The 15,180-nt window shown below is 44.7% G+C and carries 18 protein-coding genes and 1 riboswitch; all 18 genes read left to right on the top strand.

Annotated features, from left to right (window positions below; translation table 11 throughout):
* The first annotated feature begins 4 nt into the window (after positions 1-4).
* Positions 5-664, top strand: coding sequence for a type 2 periplasmic-binding domain-containing protein (locus MAHAU_RS08215; protein WP_013781263.1), 660 nt, complete (start codon positions 5-7; stop codon positions 662-664).
* 156 nt (positions 665-820) lie between these two features.
* Positions 821-1,072, top strand: a complete 252-nt coding sequence (locus tag MAHAU_RS08210; RefSeq protein WP_013781262.1) for a DUF4321 domain-containing protein — start codon at positions 821-823, stop codon at positions 1,070-1,072.
* Positions 1,073-1,075: 3 nt separating this feature from the next.
* Positions 1,076-1,654, top strand: coding sequence for a Maf family protein (locus tag MAHAU_RS08205; RefSeq protein WP_013781261.1), 579 nt, complete (start codon positions 1,076-1,078; stop codon positions 1,652-1,654).
* A 16-nt stretch (positions 1,655-1,670) separates the two neighbouring features.
* Positions 1,671-2,366 carry a RadC family protein gene (radC, locus tag MAHAU_RS08200; protein ID WP_013781260.1) on the top strand — a complete coding sequence of 232 codons (696 nt, stop codon included), beginning with the start codon at positions 1,671-1,673 and terminating at the stop codon, positions 2,364-2,366.
* Positions 2,367-2,390: 24 nt separating this feature from the next.
* Complete coding sequence (locus tag MAHAU_RS08195; RefSeq protein WP_013781259.1) at positions 2,391-3,425, top strand: rod shape-determining protein; 1,035 nt, start codon at positions 2,391-2,393, stop codon at positions 3,423-3,425.
* A 15-nt stretch (positions 3,426-3,440) separates the two neighbouring features.
* Positions 3,441-4,301 (top strand): rod shape-determining protein MreC, encoded by an 861-nt coding sequence (gene mreC, locus MAHAU_RS08190; protein ID WP_013781258.1) that lies wholly within the window; start codon positions 3,441-3,443, stop codon positions 4,299-4,301.
* A gap of 4 nt (positions 4,302-4,305) precedes the next feature.
* A complete protein-coding gene (gene mreD / locus MAHAU_RS08185) occupies positions 4,306-4,821 on the top strand; it encodes a rod shape-determining protein MreD (RefSeq protein ID WP_013781257.1) in 516 nt (171 codons plus the stop codon).
* A 6-nt stretch (positions 4,822-4,827) separates the two neighbouring features.
* Complete coding sequence (locus MAHAU_RS08180; protein WP_013781256.1) at positions 4,828-7,197, top strand: penicillin-binding transpeptidase domain-containing protein; 2,370 nt, start codon at positions 4,828-4,830, stop codon at positions 7,195-7,197.
* A 5-nt stretch (positions 7,198-7,202) separates the two neighbouring features.
* Complete coding sequence (minC, locus tag MAHAU_RS08175; protein ID WP_245543967.1) at positions 7,203-7,871, top strand: septum site-determining protein MinC; 669 nt, start codon at positions 7,203-7,205, stop codon at positions 7,869-7,871.
* The gene (gene minD / locus MAHAU_RS08170) at positions 7,868-8,686 is read left to right on the top strand and encodes a septum site-determining protein MinD (protein ID WP_013781254.1); all 819 of its coding nucleotides are present in this window, start codon (positions 7,868-7,870) and stop codon (positions 8,684-8,686) included. Before minC ends, minD begins: the two co-directional genes overlap by 4 nt.
* A gap of 14 nt (positions 8,687-8,700) precedes the next feature.
* A complete protein-coding gene (gene minE / locus MAHAU_RS08165; protein WP_013781253.1) occupies positions 8,701-8,985 on the top strand; it encodes a cell division topological specificity factor MinE in 285 nt (94 codons plus the stop codon).
* 13 nt (positions 8,986-8,998) lie between these two features.
* Positions 8,999-10,195 carry a nickel pincer cofactor biosynthesis protein LarC gene (gene larC / locus MAHAU_RS08160; protein ID WP_013781252.1) on the top strand — a complete coding sequence of 399 codons (1,197 nt, stop codon included), beginning with the start codon at positions 8,999-9,001 and terminating at the stop codon, positions 10,193-10,195.
* Positions 10,188-11,723, top strand: a complete 1,536-nt coding sequence (guaA, locus tag MAHAU_RS08155; protein WP_013781251.1) for a glutamine-hydrolyzing GMP synthase — start codon at positions 10,188-10,190, stop codon at positions 11,721-11,723. The genes larC and guaA overlap by 8 nt, the downstream gene beginning before the upstream one ends.
* A gap of 52 nt (positions 11,724-11,775) precedes the next feature.
* On the top strand, positions 11,776-11,922 hold the full coding sequence (locus MAHAU_RS16150; RefSeq protein WP_083809940.1) for a type II toxin-antitoxin system RelE/ParE family toxin: 147 nt from the start codon (positions 11,776-11,778) through the stop codon (positions 11,920-11,922).
* A gap of 85 nt (positions 11,923-12,007) precedes the next feature.
* Positions 12,008-12,109, top strand: a riboswitch (purine riboswitch).
* A 113-nt stretch (positions 12,110-12,222) separates the two neighbouring features.
* Positions 12,223-13,653 carry an NCS2 family permease gene (locus MAHAU_RS08150; protein ID WP_013781250.1) on the top strand — a complete coding sequence of 477 codons (1,431 nt, stop codon included), beginning with the start codon at positions 12,223-12,225 and terminating at the stop codon, positions 13,651-13,653.
* 73 nt (positions 13,654-13,726) lie between these two features.
* Positions 13,727-14,224, top strand: a complete 498-nt coding sequence (gene purE, locus MAHAU_RS08145) for a 5-(carboxyamino)imidazole ribonucleotide mutase (protein ID WP_013781248.1) — start codon at positions 13,727-13,729, stop codon at positions 14,222-14,224.
* Entirely contained in the window at positions 14,221-14,931 is a 711-nt protein-coding gene (gene purC / locus MAHAU_RS08140; RefSeq protein ID WP_013781247.1) for a phosphoribosylaminoimidazolesuccinocarboxamide synthase, read from the top strand. The genes purE and purC overlap by 4 nt, the downstream gene beginning before the upstream one ends.
* On the top strand, positions 14,932-15,180 hold the full coding sequence (purS, locus tag MAHAU_RS08135) for a phosphoribosylformylglycinamidine synthase subunit PurS (protein ID WP_013781246.1): 249 nt from the start codon (positions 14,932-14,934) through the stop codon (positions 15,178-15,180). It begins immediately after the preceding gene.

The following is a 15,180-nucleotide window of genomic DNA, read 5'->3' as shown; positions in this document are numbered from 1 at the left end:
ATAATTGGATAAAATTACTAAGACGATAGTAAGGAACCATTTGTCCTATGATTGGTGGAAATACGCTGTAGGCATAATAGGGGTGCTACTGGTATGGAATTTTGTCTATACCATAGCAACCCGTGTTCCTCCCGAAAAGCTCATGGAAATATATCTGGTAAACGATTATATAGAGGAACCCGAGAAGCTAGAAGAGCTGGGGAACAAAGCCTTGGTTCATTTTCCGGAATTACAGCAGATATCTTTTTATGATATACCGCTTTTGGTAGAAGCTAATGAAATGCCTAAAGATCAAGGCGATATGGCCTTACAGCAGAAGCTGATGGTTACAGTGGCTGCTCAGCAGGGTGATATCTATATATTCTCGCAAAAAACGTTCGACGTATTTGCCAAACAGGGTCTATTTTTAGACCTGGAACCATATATAACAGATGGTACTATAAAGATTGATCCATCAAAAACATATAAAGCTTCTATAGAACAAGAGGACGGAACAAAACTGGAGCCCAAGGTTTACGGTATATCAGTGGAAGGAAACGAGGTATTGGAGAATGCCGGCTATAATACCAAAGGGAAGATTTTGGGTATACCGGCGTACAGCAAAAAGATACCGTTAGCTATAAGGATGGTAAATCTGATGCTCAGCGGCGAATTAGTAAAATAAAATCATATAGATGCTCTTTTCCATAATAGGAAAGAGCATTTTTTATAAATATTTTTATAAAAAAAGTTCGAAAAATGTCAATAGCTATGTTATAATACTTATTGTGCGATGCGCAGTAAAAATGCGCATGCCAATAACGGATGAGGAGGAGCTGCCTTGCGCAATAGAAACAGCAAGGGTATGGGCTATTTGCTTTTAATACTGCTCACAGGAGCTATTATTGGAGGTATAGCAGGAGATATCCTTGGGAATTACTTAGCGGCCTTTGAACCCGATTGGGTTATAGGCATGTCCAAGCCGCTAGAATTGGACCTTTACCTTATAAAGCTGACATTAGGTTTGACGCTAAGGCTCAATCTAGGCAGCATTATAGGCATGCTGTTGTCGCTCATAGGATATCTGCGATAACTTATGAAGCGTTTGATATTGGCATCGGCATCGCCGCGCAGGGAATGGTTGTTAAAGAACATAGGGCTGCAGTTTGAAACAATACCGAGCAATGTAAACGAGGATATATCGATCGCTAAACATCCTAAAGAAGTGGTCATGTGCCTGGCTATGGATAAAGCGAGGGATGTGTACGATAAAACCGATGGCCAACGTACTGTAATAGCGGCTGATACTGTAGTGGTAAAAGATGACCGAGTATTAGGTAAACCTAAAGATGAAAAACAGGCCTTCGATATGCTGAAGTTTTTGCAAGGCGGTTATCATGAGGTATGCAGCGGTATTGCAGTATTGGATTCTGAGTATAGATTAGAGATAAATGATTGCGAAATTACCTATGTAAAAATGTCGCCGATGGATGAGGTTACTATAAAACGATATATAGCATCTGGCGAACCTATGGACAAAGCTGGGGCTTATGCTATACAGGGGAAAGGTGCCGTATTTATAGAAAGGGTGGAAGGCTGCTACTATAACGTGGTCGGCCTGCCTATATTTAAGTTATTTCAGATACTGGGGCAATGTGGCATTACAGCATTTTAAAGGAGAACTCGATGTGATGGAGTATCATTTGACTATGAAAGATTTGCCCGAGGCGGAGCGACCACGGGAGCGCTTATATAAATACGGTCCGGAGGTGTTATCCAATTCCGAACTGCTGGCTATAATTATATCGGTAGGCAATAAAAAGGAATCGGCGGTGGCTTTGGCGCAGAGGGTATTGACCTACGGGCAGAGCGATAATGGATTGATGTGGCTGTTGCAGGCCAGCGTAGAGGAGATAAGCTCCATAGAAGGCATAGGCCCTGTCAAAGCCGGTAAAATAAAAGCCGCTTTGGAATTGGGCCGACGTATTAACCGAACTGGAGCAATGAATAAAGCGGTTATAAAAACCCCTCAGGATATATCAGCCTTGCTGATGGACCAGATGAGATATCTGAAAAAGGAGCATTTTAAGCTGGTACAATTGGATACCAAGAACAAGGTTATAGCCATAGATGATATATCCATAGGTACATTGGATGCGTCTATAGTGCATCCGCGAGAGGTGTTCTTAAGCGCTATAAAGCATTGCAGCGCATCGGTTATATTGGTTCATAATCACCCGAGTGGGGATCCAAGCCCCAGCCATGAGGATATTTCTACGACCAAGAGATTGGTGCAGGCGGGAGATATACTCGGAATATCGGTATTGGATCATGTTATAATAGGTGATGGAACCATAATCAGTTTGAAAGAAAAGAATTTTATGTGATATAATGGAGGATATAGGATTTAAATGGGATTACTTGATATTTTTGCACGGGATATGGGTATAGATTTAGGCACAGCTAATACGCTCGTATATGTGAGGGGCAAAGGCATAGTGGTAAGAGAACCATCGGTGGTAGCTATACGCAATGACAGAAGCCATCAGGTGGTGGCTGTGGGCGAAGCGGCTAAACGCATGATAGGTCGCACGCCCGGCAATATAGTAGCTATACGGCCTATGAAAGAGGGCGTCATAGCCGATTTCGATATAACGCAGCAAATGCTTAAAACATTTATAAAAAAAGCTATGGCACGATACTCTCCGGTACATCCGCGGGTGGTTATATGCGTGCCGTCCGGAGTCACGCAGGTGGAGAGGCGGGCTGTGTTAGAGGCATCAGCTCAAGCCGGAGCTCGTGAATCGTTTCTCATGGAAGAGCCTATGGCTGCGGCTATAGGTGCAGGTTTGCCGGTTACCGAGCCGACGGGAAGCATGGTGGTTGATATAGGGGGAGGTACCAGCGAGGTCGCTATAATATCGTTGGGCGGTATAGTGACCAGCGTTTCCACACGCGTGGGCGGCAATAAGATGGATGATGCTATAGTAAACTATATAAAAAAAGAATACAATCTCATGATAGGTGAACGTACGGCCGAAGATATTAAGATACAGATAGGATCGGCTTATCCGATGGATAAAGAAGAGTCAATAGATATACGCGGCAGGGATCTCATAACCGGTCTTCCTAAGACGCTGACAATAACATCGAGCGAGGTTCAGGAGGCTCTTAAAGAATGCTTGGAAAGCATATTGGAGGCCATAAAGAGCACACTGGAGAAAACACCGCCGGAATTGGCTGCTGATATAATGGAGAGGGGCATTATGCTCACCGGTGGAGGCTCATTATTAAGGGGCATGGATAAGTTGATAAGGCAGGAGACGGGCATGCCGGTAGCCGTGGCTGAAAATCCGTTGGATTGTGTTGTGATGGGTGCCGGTAAAGCCCTTGAAGAGATCAATATACTCAGTAAAGTAGCAGTATCTTCAAAAAATATGGCGTAAAGGGGTGTTTATATTATGCCCCGTTTGCTCAAGAACCGTTTTGCTATATTGATTTTAGCAGCGGTCATAGCCCTTACTTCAATTATAGCTGTCACTATAAAAGAACGCCATCAAGTAAGCCCTGCCGAAGGCATTATAGGGGATATTTTGGCTCCTATACAAAAGGGAGTATATACTTTTGTTAACGGTATAAGGTCGTTTATAGATAATGTCGTTTTATCCCGTCAACAAGGCAAGGATATCAGCCAGTTGCAACAGCGGATAAACGAATTGCAGCAAGAGAATCAGAGGCTGAAGGAATTGGAGGAGGAGAATCAACGGCTTAAAAATATGTTGGATTTTAAAGAGGCGAATCCTCAACTTGTGACGAGTGGAGCGCGTGTCATAGCTAAAAATGCGGGCAACTGGTTTGAAACATTTGTGATAGATAAGGGATCATCTGACGGCATCGCTGTAGACATGGCCGTTATAACTGCTCAGGGTTTAGCTGGGCGCGTTATGGAAGTAGCCGATCACTGGGCCAAGGTTATGGCTATAATCGATGAACGCAGCTCGGTTAGCATTATAGCTGATAAGACGCGCGATAACGGGGTGGCCCGGGGTATGCTAGTAGCCGGGTCAGGTGCCGACGCCGACCTATTAAAAATACTATATCTTCCATTGGACTCTAAGTTAAATAAAGGGGATGAGGTTATAACATCAGGGCTAGGAGGCGTATTTCCAAAGGGTATACCGGTAGGCGTAGTACAAGAGGTAAAAAAGACGTTAACTGGTGAAGTGGAGTATGCGATGGTGAAGCCTCATGTGGATTTTCTTAGGATAGAAGAGGTAATGGTTATAAAATCTCCCGTTGAGAATATCGAAGTAGGATCGTAGTTATATGAAGAGCTTTATTATAGCTATTATAGTGGTCATCGATCTTATCATAGAAACTACATTACTACCGTTTGTGGAAGTAATGGGTGTTAAACCCAATATGTTGCTGACGTTGATAGCTGCATTTGCTTTTATGGATGACCGATTGGCTGCTGTCAGCGTGGCTATCGCAGGCGGCCTGCTGCAAGACATAATATTTGCCGATGTTGTTGGACCTACAGCACTATTGTACTTGGCTTTTGCTTATGGATTTATAGTTTTACGCGATAAAGTAGCTGTGGATCGCGTGATTATGCCTGCTATAATTACATTTGACGCGGCTGTAATATATAACGTATTTATGGCTGCGATGTTTGCGTTATCCAGGTTGGAGGTAAGCCTGCAAGGGCTTTTGACTTTATCGATATTTAATGGCTTATATACAGCTGCAGTAGGTGTTATAGTATATAATATATTACATTGGTTATATAGGAAATATAGTTTCATGAATAAGCAAAATATCTTTTCTAAAGAGAAGTGAGAAAAATTGAAAAATGCAAACTTAAAGCTAAGCAAGAAAGAGGAAGAGAAAAAACAAAGAAAGGCATTAAAGTGGCGCTATACGGCTTTTGTGATGGCGTTTATTGTTATGTTCAGCGCCCTTTTATATAGATTGGCCGATCTGCAGATCGTGAATGGGGCGGATTATCTACACCAATCCGAGACAAATAAAATGCGTCCCATCAAGATAGAAGCTCCGAGAGGAAAGATATTGGATCGCAATATGCAGGTTATGGCAGCTAATGAACGGCGATATGTGGTCGAGATGTATCGACATAATCTGATAGATGAGGCTATAAACGATGTATTAACAAAAACGCTGGCTATACTTGAGAAAAATGGCGATGGCTTTATAGATAATCTACCCATAGTTTTGACCAATAAAGGGTTTGCATTTAATTGGGATACGGATGATGCTGAAAAGGCCAAAGCCAAAGAAGCCAAGTTTAAAAATGATAACAATATAGAGGCATCTGCTTCAGCCGAGGAGGCTTTTAAAGCTTTGCGTGAAAAGTATAAAATACCGGAGGATATGGATGTTCAGCAAGCCAGAAAGATTGTTGCCATAAGATATGAAATGTCTCAGAGCGGTTATAAGAGGTATATACCCACGCCTATAGCCATAAATGTGAGCCAAAAGACCGTGTTTGAAATAGAAGAACATAGCGTAGAACTGCCCGGAGTCAATATATCGACGCAATATGTCCGCCAGTATCCCATGGGTCAGACAGCTGCACATGTGGTAGGATACCTCGGCAAAATATCCGAAGAAGAAAAGGATAAGTATGAAGCAAAGGGATATGATATTTCAAAAGCTCTGGTAGGTAAAAGCGGCATAGAAAAGTCGATGGAGGACCAGCTCACAGGTAGCTCAGGTGACAGATTGGGTGAGCGTTGGGTAATGACAGACGTGGTAGGGCGCTTGATAAAAGAGCTACCTGATAAAGCAAAGGATCCTAAGTCGGGCAACAATGTCGTATTGAATATAGATGCTGAATTGCAAAAGGTGGCAGAGCAATCCCTTAAAAATACCATAGATGCCATACGCAATGGCAAATATAATAAACCGGGCCCATATGCCGATGATGGCGCTGCTGTAGTTATGAATGTAAATACCGGCGAAGTGCTGGCTATGGTCAGTTATCCTTCTTATGATCCTAATGGGATGGTGGGAAATAATGCTGCCAAATATTTCAGGCAGCTTATAAGCGATGAAAGCAATCCCCTTCTGAACAGGGTCATAACCGGCGCTTATACGCCTGGTTCAACCTTTAAGATCGCTACCGCTGTGGCCGCTCTCCAGGAAGGCGTTGTAACACCGAATACCATTATAGTAGATAAGGGATTATATACATTGAACGACACGCTAAATCCTAAAGACGCGCCAGCATGCTGGTACTGGAATGATCATGGCAAGACACATGGTCCAGAAGACGTGCGCGATGCCATAAAGGATTCCTGCAATTATTATTTCTTCGAAGTAACTAACCGTATGGGTATCGACAACCTGTATAAATGGGCCGATAGATTAGGGCTAACCAGGCCGACCGGTATAGACCTGCCGGGCGAAATATCCAGTTTTGTGGATAATCCCGGACGCCGTGAGGCTGCTACGAGGACGTTTATCACAAATAATATAAAAAAAGCACTGAACGTAGAGGAAATGAATGCCGAGTGGGAGCAGAGAATAAATGCCACAGTCGATAAATTGCTCAAAGTCAAATATTATGATAAAACATCTGTTAGAGCTATACTAGATGAAGACCTTCATCTAGGTGATGACAATACACTGGTCGATACGCTCACATCCTCGCGAGGCACATGGGCTACTCAGCAATGGAGCATTATAGACCATATTATTACAGGTATAGGCCAGGCGCAAACTATGCTTACCCCTATAGCTATAGTGCGCTATATATCGGCGGTAGTAAACGGCGGCAAAGTGATGACGCCTCATGTGGTCAAACAGGTGGTCGATAATAATGGTACTGTTATAGAAACTATACAGCCGGAGGTACAAGATGATTTAAAACTTGATCCGGCATATGTAGAGGCTATAAAAGCCGGCATGCATTCGGTAACCGAAGAGGGCGGCACGGCATCGTCTTTCTTCGGCCAGTTTCTCAAACAATATCCTAGTATGTCAGTAGGTGGTAAAACCGGCACAGCTCAGACCTCGAATGATCCCAAAAAAAGTAATGCTGTTTTTGTGGCCTTTGCGCCTTATGAAAAACCGGAAATAGCCATAGCAATAGTGGTACCGGGTGGCCGAAGCGGTTCTTATTTATCGCCTGTAGCTATAGATATACTGAAAACCTATTTTAAACTCGATCGAACAGAGGAGGCAAAGCCTTGATCCAAATGAGAGAAAATGGTATAAATTTTAAGGGTACCCGTGACGGATTGCAAATATCTTTGGGCGATGATTTAACATTTGATAGCTTAAAAGATGCTCTGCGCAAGCGTCTACAGCAGGCCGGAGATTTTTTTAAAGGCACAGGGCTTATAGTGCAATTTACCGGTCGCTTGCTGGAACCGGATGAGATTTCTCAACTCAAAAACTTGATAGAAGAAGAAATTGAGGCGCCAGTATTTGTTAAAGATCCTCCTGATGATATAACATCGAAAATTTTTTTGGAAAATGATGATCTTATAATTGAAGGTCCGGCTAAATTCGTATATAATACTATTAGGAGCGGACAAAGGATTGCCTATGATGGTAATATTATAGTGGTAGGCGATGTAAATCCGGGTGCAGAGGTCGTAGCAGGCGGCAATATCGTAGTGGCGGGTTATATACGCGGTATGGCGCATGCAGGCTCGGATGGAAACGATAAGGCTGCTATTATTGCGGGGAGTATAAGAGCGTTGCAGGTACGTATAGGACATCTGATAGCTCGTGCCCCCGATAATGATGCAGCGCTTATCAGCCAACCGGAGATAGCCTATGTCAGCGGCTCTGAAATAGTAATAGAACCATATTTAAAAGCGGCTTCAATAAGCCGACGTAGAGGAGAGGGATACATATGAGCGAGGTCATAGTCATAACATCTGGAAAGGGTGGTGTGGGCAAGACCACTACTACCGCCAATATAGGTACGGCATTGGCATTACAAGGCAATAAAGTGGTGTTGATGGATGCGGATATAGGATTGCGTAACCTCGATGTGGTTATGGGCCTGGAGAATCGCATAGTCTACGACTTAGTGGACGTTGTGGAGGGGGTATGCAGGCTCAAGCAGGCACTCATAAAAGATAAGCGCTATGATGGATTATATCTTTTACCGGCAGCGCAGACCAGGGAGAAGACGGCTGTTACACCGGAGCAAATGAAGAAATTGTGCGAGGAATTAAAAGAGCAATTCGACTATGTGCTTATAGATTGTCCGGCTGGTATAGAACAAGGTTTTAAGAATGCCATAGCCGGTGCCGACAGGGCTGTTGTGATTACAGTACCTGAGGTATCGGCCGTAAGGGATGCTGATCGCGTCATAGGATTGTTGACAGCAAATGGTCTGGAAGAGCCTCAATTGATAATAAACCGGCTCAAGATGGATATGGTGCGCCGCGGCGATATGATGAGCATAGACGATACGCTGGATATATTGGGTATAAGCTTGCTGGGGGTTGTCCCTGATGACGAGAGCATAGTAATATCCACCAATCGCGGTGAACCCGCGGTATCCAACTCGCAATCGCTTGCCGGACAAGCCTATAACAATATAGCGCGTCGGATACTAGGCCAAGATGTACCGCTTATGGAATTTAATGTAGACCAAGGATTTCTTAGCAGGCTTAAACGGTTCTTTGGGATAAGCACGCGCAGCGTGAGCGATCATGCTTGATGGAGGGAACGGTTATGGATTTATTTAAGTTTTTTACCAAGGATGAGGTTAATTCCAAAGATATAGCGCGCGAGCGCTTGAAGATGGTATTAGCCCAAGACAGAACCAACATATCCCCTCAGATACTCAATATGCTTAAAGCTAATATAATAGAATTGGTATCAGGCTATATGGAAATCGATGAAGGCGGCGTGCAGGTTCAATTGACCAGAAACACTAGTGTTCGCAGGGGGGCTACGTCGGAATTGGTAGCCAATATACCGATACGCAAGGTTAAGAACATAGGTAAGACTATGTAATCAGGAGGAAACTTTGAAGATACTGTATTTCGATTGTTTTTCAGGCATAAGCGGTGACATGATACTGGGCGCTATGCTAGATGCCGGGGTGGATGAGGGCCTTTTACGCCGCGAGTTGGCTAAATTGCCTATAGACGGTTATGAGTTGCAGATAACTAAAAAGCAAAAAAATGGAATTGCTGGTACTGACGTCGATGTGCTGCTGCACCATCATGAACATGAAGTCGGTGATCATCACCACGAACATCGCAATCTTCATGATATAGAGAGTATCATTGACACCAGTGCTTTGGATGACCATGTCAAGCAAACAGCAAAGGGTATATTTATGCGTTTGGCGCAAGCAGAGGCTCATATTCACGGCACTTCCTTGGATCAAATTCATTTCCACGAAGTTGGAGCTATAGACTCTATAGTAGATATAATAGGGGCAGCCATATGCTTTCATGCCCTAAAACCTGATGCGGTATATGCTTCACCGTTGAACGTAGGATCAGGTTTTGTCAAATGCCAGCATGGCTTATTGCCCGTACCAGCGCCGGCAGCATTGGAATTATTGAAAGGCGTACCGATATATTCTACCGATATAGATGCTGAGCTGGTTACGCCTACAGGGGCAGCGGTGTTATCGTATATATGCCGTCAGTTCGGTCCTATGCCGCTTATGAATGTAGAACGTATAGGTTATGGTTTAGGCAAGAGGGATTTGGACATACCCAATGCGCTGCGCATCATAATAGGTGAGCAATCGTCGAGTCGCCGCGATGAGGTAGCTGTACTGGAATGCAATATAGACGACATGAACCCCGAACTATACGGTTATGCCATGGATAGATTGTTCGACGGCGGGGCTTTGGATGTATTTTATACGTCCATCATGATGAAAAAGGATCGTCCTGCGGTTAAGATAACGGTTTTGTGCCGCAAAGGAGATGAGAAAAAGTTTTCTGATATACTCATGAAAGAAACGTCAACATTTGGCGTGAGAAGCTATTATGCCGAACGGATGACATTGCCGCGCCATTGGGTTAATGTGTCTACGCCATGGGGAACGGTGCGCGTTAAAGCAGCCGAATACGACGGCAGTGTAAAATATGCACCTGAATATGAAGATTGTGCCAGAGCTGCGCATAGTGCTGGAGTGCCTCTGCGCGATGTATATCAGTTTGCATTGGCCGAGGCTTTGAAAGGGGCTCTGGAGCATGCATGATGAAGTAGTATTGGTGCTGGATTTTGGCGGTCAGTACAATGAGCTCATAGCCCGCCGCGTCAGAGAGGCTAAGGTTTATTGCGAGGTATTACCATATAATACGCCTTTGGAGAGTATAAGGTCCATTGCGCCCAAGGGCATAATATTTACCGGAGGACCGTCCAGCGTGTATGCTGATAACGCCCCATACTGCGATGATGGTATATACCGGCTTGGTATCCCTATACTGGGCATATGCTATGGCGCACAGCTAATGGCAAAACAACTGGGCGGCCATGTGGCGCGTGCACAGGTTAGAGAATATGGCCGCACCGATATTCATATCGATAACCAGAGCGTTCTATTTCATGGTATTGAATCAGATACTGTAGGCTGGATGAGTCACACTGACTATATAGATGAGCTGCCGGCAGGTTTTAAGGTGATAGCAAGCAGTTTCAATTGTCCTGTGGCAGCCATGGCGGATGAGGAGAGAAAGCTTTACGCAGTGCAGTTTCATCCTGAGGTAGCTCATACGCCACGTGGCTTTGATATGCTTAAAAACTTCCTTTATAAGGTATGCGGCTGCAATGGCACATGGACCATGACATCGTTTATAGAGGATACCGTAGCATCCATAAAGGAGAGGGTAGGCAATGGCAGTGCCTTATGTGCCCTGTCTGGCGGAGTCGACTCATCGGTAGCTGCTATGTTGGTCCACAAGGCCATAGGTCGCAGGTTGACATGTATATTGGTGGATCATGGTCTTATGCGCCAGGATGAGGTCGAAGAGGTCGAAAGGGTATTCAAGGAGCAATTTAACGTCAATCTGGTTGTAGTCGATGCTTCCGACCGATTTTTAAGCAAGCTAAAGGGTGTTACCGATCCGGAACGCAAGCGTAAGATCATAGGGGAGGAATTCATAAGGGTATTTGAAGAGCAAGCCAAGGCACTTGGCCATATAGATTACCTTGTGCAGGGAACCATATATCCGGATGTCATAGAAAGTGGCCGCGGCGATGCTGCTGTAATAAAAAGCCATCATAATGTTGGCGGATTGCCAGAGGATATAGATTTTAAAGGTATAATAGAACCGTTGCGCAATCTGTTTAAAGATGAAGTAAGAAAGGTCGGACTGGAACTCGGCATGCCTGAGAAGGTTGTGTGGCGCCAGCCATTTCCCGGCCCCGGCCTTGCTATACGGATTATAGGCGAAGTGACGCCGGAGAAGCTGGCTATATTGCGCCATGCCGATGCGATATTGCGCGCGGAAATAGCCAAAGCCGGCCTGGATAGAGAGATATGGCAATACTTTGCTGTATTGACCGGCATGCGCAGCGTGGGCGTAATGGGCGACGAGCGCACGTATGACTACACCATAGCATTACGTGCTGTGACCAGTACCGATGGGATGACGGCCGATTGGGCCAGGATACCGTATGATGTGTTGAGCAATATATCCAACCGCATCGTCAATGAAGTGCAAAATGTGAACCGGGTGGTATACGATATCACCAGCAAACCTCCAGCTACCATTGAGTGGGAATAGTAAACGAAAAGCCTTTAGATGCGATGAAATCGAGCATTATGATTCGCCCGTTATGGATGATGAACGGTTGGCGTCGCTTGGTTATCGCAAGTTAATAGTGAAAAATTATGTTGTTTTTTTCACAATAGATGAGAAGTCAAAAGTTGTTGATATTGCAAGAATTCTCTATGCGAGACGCGATTGGCTCCGAGTTTTGTAGAATTAAATCCGAACATTATTTGCTCAAACGTAAATAATGTTCTATTTTTCTATTGACAAGCATCGATTATTTTGATAATATTTAACCGTTGAAGGAAATATGAGCTCATATAATCCCAATAATATGGTTTGGGAGTATCTACCGGATGACCGTAAATTATCCGACTATGGGTGAATGATTAGCGCAATACTACATCTATACTTATATTCGGCCAAAAGCGCATGATTTCACCTAAAAGATGAGATCATGCGCTTTTATATTAATTGGCTATAAAACTATATTGTACTAGGAGGGGAAAATTTGGATCGTTTTTTTAAGCTAAAAGAGAATGGCACAGATGTGCGCACAGAGATTATAGCCGGCGTCACAACGTTTATCACGATGGCTTACATAATCTTTGTCAACCCGATGATACTGGCTCAGTCCGGTATGAATTCCCAAGGCCTTTTGGGTGCCGAAGTAGGCAAAGCAGGGCTCAATGTTTCCAACGATCCGGTCATAGCCGCCGTATTCGTGGCTACTATACTATCGGCTGTTATAGGCACCATGATAATGGGCCTTGTAGCCAATGTGCCTTTTGCTTTGGCAGCCGGTATGGGCATGAACGCATTCTTCACTTTTTATGTCGTGCTTACTGTCGGCTACACATGGCAGCAGGCATTGGCCATAGTCTTTATTTGTGGTATCATCAATATAATTATCACCGTTACAAAGCTCAGAATAATGATAGTCGACTCTATTCCCGATTCGCTCAAAAACGCCATAGGTGCTGGCATAGGCCTCTTTATAGCCCTTATAGGCTTCAAAGAAGGCGGCCTGGTCGCTTCATCGCCGGATACACTTGTGGCTATGGGCAGTTTTAAGGATCCCAAAGTCATATTAACTGCCATAGGTCTTATCATAACCGGCATACTTATGGTAAGAAAGGTCAAAGGCTCCATACTGCTGGGTATCATACTTACCACCATTATCGGAGTTTTCATGCAGACGGTACTCGGTCTCAAGATGGATATATTCCTGCCCGAGAGCTTCAAAATATTCTCTTTGCCGCCGAGCATAGCGCCCACATTCTTTAAGCTGGATTTCAAGGGTTTGTTTACGGCGGGTACGGGCGTCGGTGCCGGTATTGTGTCGGCTCTGGCCATAATAATGTCTTTCAGTTTGGTGGACACGTTCGATACCATCGGTACGTTTATAGGCACCGGCCGTAAAACCGGTATATTTGATGAGAAAAACGATAAACCCGGCAAAGGGCGTTTCCCGAGGAAACTGGACAAAGCGTTGTTCGCCGATTCTATAGCCACATCGATAGGTGCGCTTTTGGGTACCAGCAATGTCACTACATATGTAGAGAGCGCTGCAGGCATAAGCGAGGGTGGCAGAACGGGCCTAACATCGGTGGTGACGGCTATATGCTTTATACTGGCCTTGTTTCTTTCACCTGTCGTCGGCATCGTGTCGGCTCAGGCCACTGCTCCAGCTCTCATAATAGTAGGTGTGCTCATGATAGGTGCCATTATGAAGATAAACTTCGATGATTTCACCGAAGCACTCCCAGCCTTTTTCACATTGGTCATGATGCCGTTTACCTACAGCATAGCCAACGGCATAGCAGCCGGTTTCATATTCTATACGCTTATTAAGATAGTTACCGGCAAGGCTAAAGAAGTACATCCGATAATGTATGTCTTTACCGTGCTGTTTATACTGAAATTTGCCTTGCAGGTATGAATAAATTGAACGACAATCCGGATAGAGTATTGTGCTATCCGGATTTCGCTTTTAAGGAGGTAGTTTTCATAAAATGCCAAAAGTTGCATGGATTATGGGCAGCGATTCCGATCTGCCCGCGTTGACCAAAGGAATAAAGCTTCTGAAAGATTTCGGCGTAGAGGTTGAGGTAGCCGTTATATCGGCCCATCGCACGCCCGACGTTGCTGTAGCGTTTGCTACCTCGGCGCGCGATGAAGGCTTTGAGGTGATAATAGCCGCTGCCGGTAAGGCGGCGCATTTGGCCGGGGTTATGGCGGCTTATACCACATTACCGGTTATAGGCATACCGATGAAATCATCGGCGCTGGAGGGCTTGGATGCATTGTTGTCCACCATACAGATGCCACCGGGCGTGCCTGTGGCTGCCGTGGCAATAGACGGCGCTGAAAATGCCGCCATACTGGCGGTGCAGATATTAGCTGTCAAGTACGATGAGTTGGCTGATAAACTTAAGGAGTATAAGGGAAATATGGCCAAAGGAGTTATGGCCAAAGATGCCAAAGTAAAACAGGAGGTAAGTAATTTATGAAGAAGTTGGAACAACTATATGAAGGTAAAGCCAAAAAAGTCTATGCCACGGATGATCCCGATTACGTTATAGTGGAATATAAGGACGATGCCACTGCGTTCAACGGCGTAAAGCGCGGTACCATAGTGGGGAAGGGTGTGGTCAACAACAAGGTGTCCAATCATTTGTTCAAGATGCTGGAGGGCCACGGCATACCGACGCACTTCGTAGAGGAATTATCCGATCGCGAGACGCTGGTCAAAAAAGTAGATATAGTGCCGGTGGAGGTCATAGTGCGCAATATAGCTGCGGGCAGCATATCGCAGCGGCTGGGTATACCCGAAGGCACTGTATTGAAACATACGGTGCTAGAGTATTCGTATAAGAACGATGAGCTCGGCGATCCGATGATAAACGCTTATCATGTATATGCTATGGGCCTGGCTACGCCAGAAGAAATGAAGACTATAGACGATATGGCCTTTAAGGTCAACGATATACTGAGCGATTACTTAAAGGACATGAACATACGCCTGGTCGATTTTAAACTGGAATTTGGGCGTTTCCATGGACAGATAATACTGGCCGATGAGATATCGCCTGATACGTGCCGTTTCTGGGATATGACCACAAATGAAAAGTTGGATAAAGACCGCTTCAGAAGGGATTTAGACCATGTGGAAGAGGCCTATCAGGAAATACTGAGGCGTCTTATGGGAGGAGAATAAATGACAGCTAAAATAAACGTTACTTTGAAAAAAAGCATAATGGATCCACAGGGCACGGCAGTAAAAGACGCTGCCCTGTCCATGGGATTCGATGCTGTGGACGATGTGCGCATAGGCAAGCACATAGAAGTGAAAATAAAAGATGGTATATCCAGAAAAGAAGCCGAGAAACAGGTAGAGCTGTTGTGCCAGAAATTATTAGCCAATCCGGTTATGGAAAACTTCTCTTTCGAGATAACGGAGGATTAG

Source organism: Mahella australiensis 50-1 BON (assembly GCF_000213255.1).
GTDB lineage: Bacteria > Bacillota > Clostridia > Mahellales > Mahellaceae > Mahella > Mahella australiensis.
Note: the sequence above shows the minus strand (reverse complement) of the source record. Positions and strands in the feature narration are given on the sequence as shown.

Excerpts from the sequence above, each read along its gene's own strand:
- MAHAU_RS08205 (WP_013781261.1), top strand. The coding sequence starts at position 1,076 with ATGAAGCGTTTGATATTGGCATCGGCATCGCCGCGCAGGGAATGGTTG.
- radC (WP_013781260.1), top strand. The coding sequence starts at position 1,671 with ATGGAGTATCATTTGACTATGAAAGATTTGCCCGAGGCGGAGCGACCA.
- MAHAU_RS08195 (WP_013781259.1), top strand. The coding sequence starts at position 2,391 with ATGGGATTACTTGATATTTTTGCACGGGATATGGGTATAGATTTAGGC.
- mreC (WP_013781258.1), top strand. The coding sequence starts at position 3,441 with ATGCCCCGTTTGCTCAAGAACCGTTTTGCTATATTGATTTTAGCAGCG.
- mreD (WP_013781257.1), top strand. The coding sequence starts at position 4,306 with ATGAAGAGCTTTATTATAGCTATTATAGTGGTCATCGATCTTATCATA.
- minC (WP_245543967.1), top strand. The coding sequence starts at position 7,203 with ATGAGAGAAAATGGTATAAATTTTAAGGGTACCCGTGACGGATTGCAA.
- minD (WP_013781254.1), top strand. The coding sequence starts at position 7,868 with ATGAGCGAGGTCATAGTCATAACATCTGGAAAGGGTGGTGTGGGCAAG.
- minE (WP_013781253.1), top strand. The coding sequence starts at position 8,701 with ATGGATTTATTTAAGTTTTTTACCAAGGATGAGGTTAATTCCAAAGAT.
- guaA (WP_013781251.1), top strand. The coding sequence starts at position 10,188 with ATGCATGATGAAGTAGTATTGGTGCTGGATTTTGGCGGTCAGTACAAT.
- MAHAU_RS16150 (WP_083809940.1), top strand. The coding sequence starts at position 11,776 with ATGGATGATGAACGGTTGGCGTCGCTTGGTTATCGCAAGTTAATAGTG.
- purE (WP_013781248.1), top strand. The coding sequence starts at position 13,727 with ATGCCAAAAGTTGCATGGATTATGGGCAGCGATTCCGATCTGCCCGCG.
- purC (WP_013781247.1), top strand. The coding sequence starts at position 14,221 with ATGAAGAAGTTGGAACAACTATATGAAGGTAAAGCCAAAAAAGTCTAT.
- purS (WP_013781246.1), top strand. The coding sequence starts at position 14,932 with ATGACAGCTAAAATAAACGTTACTTTGAAAAAAAGCATAATGGATCCA.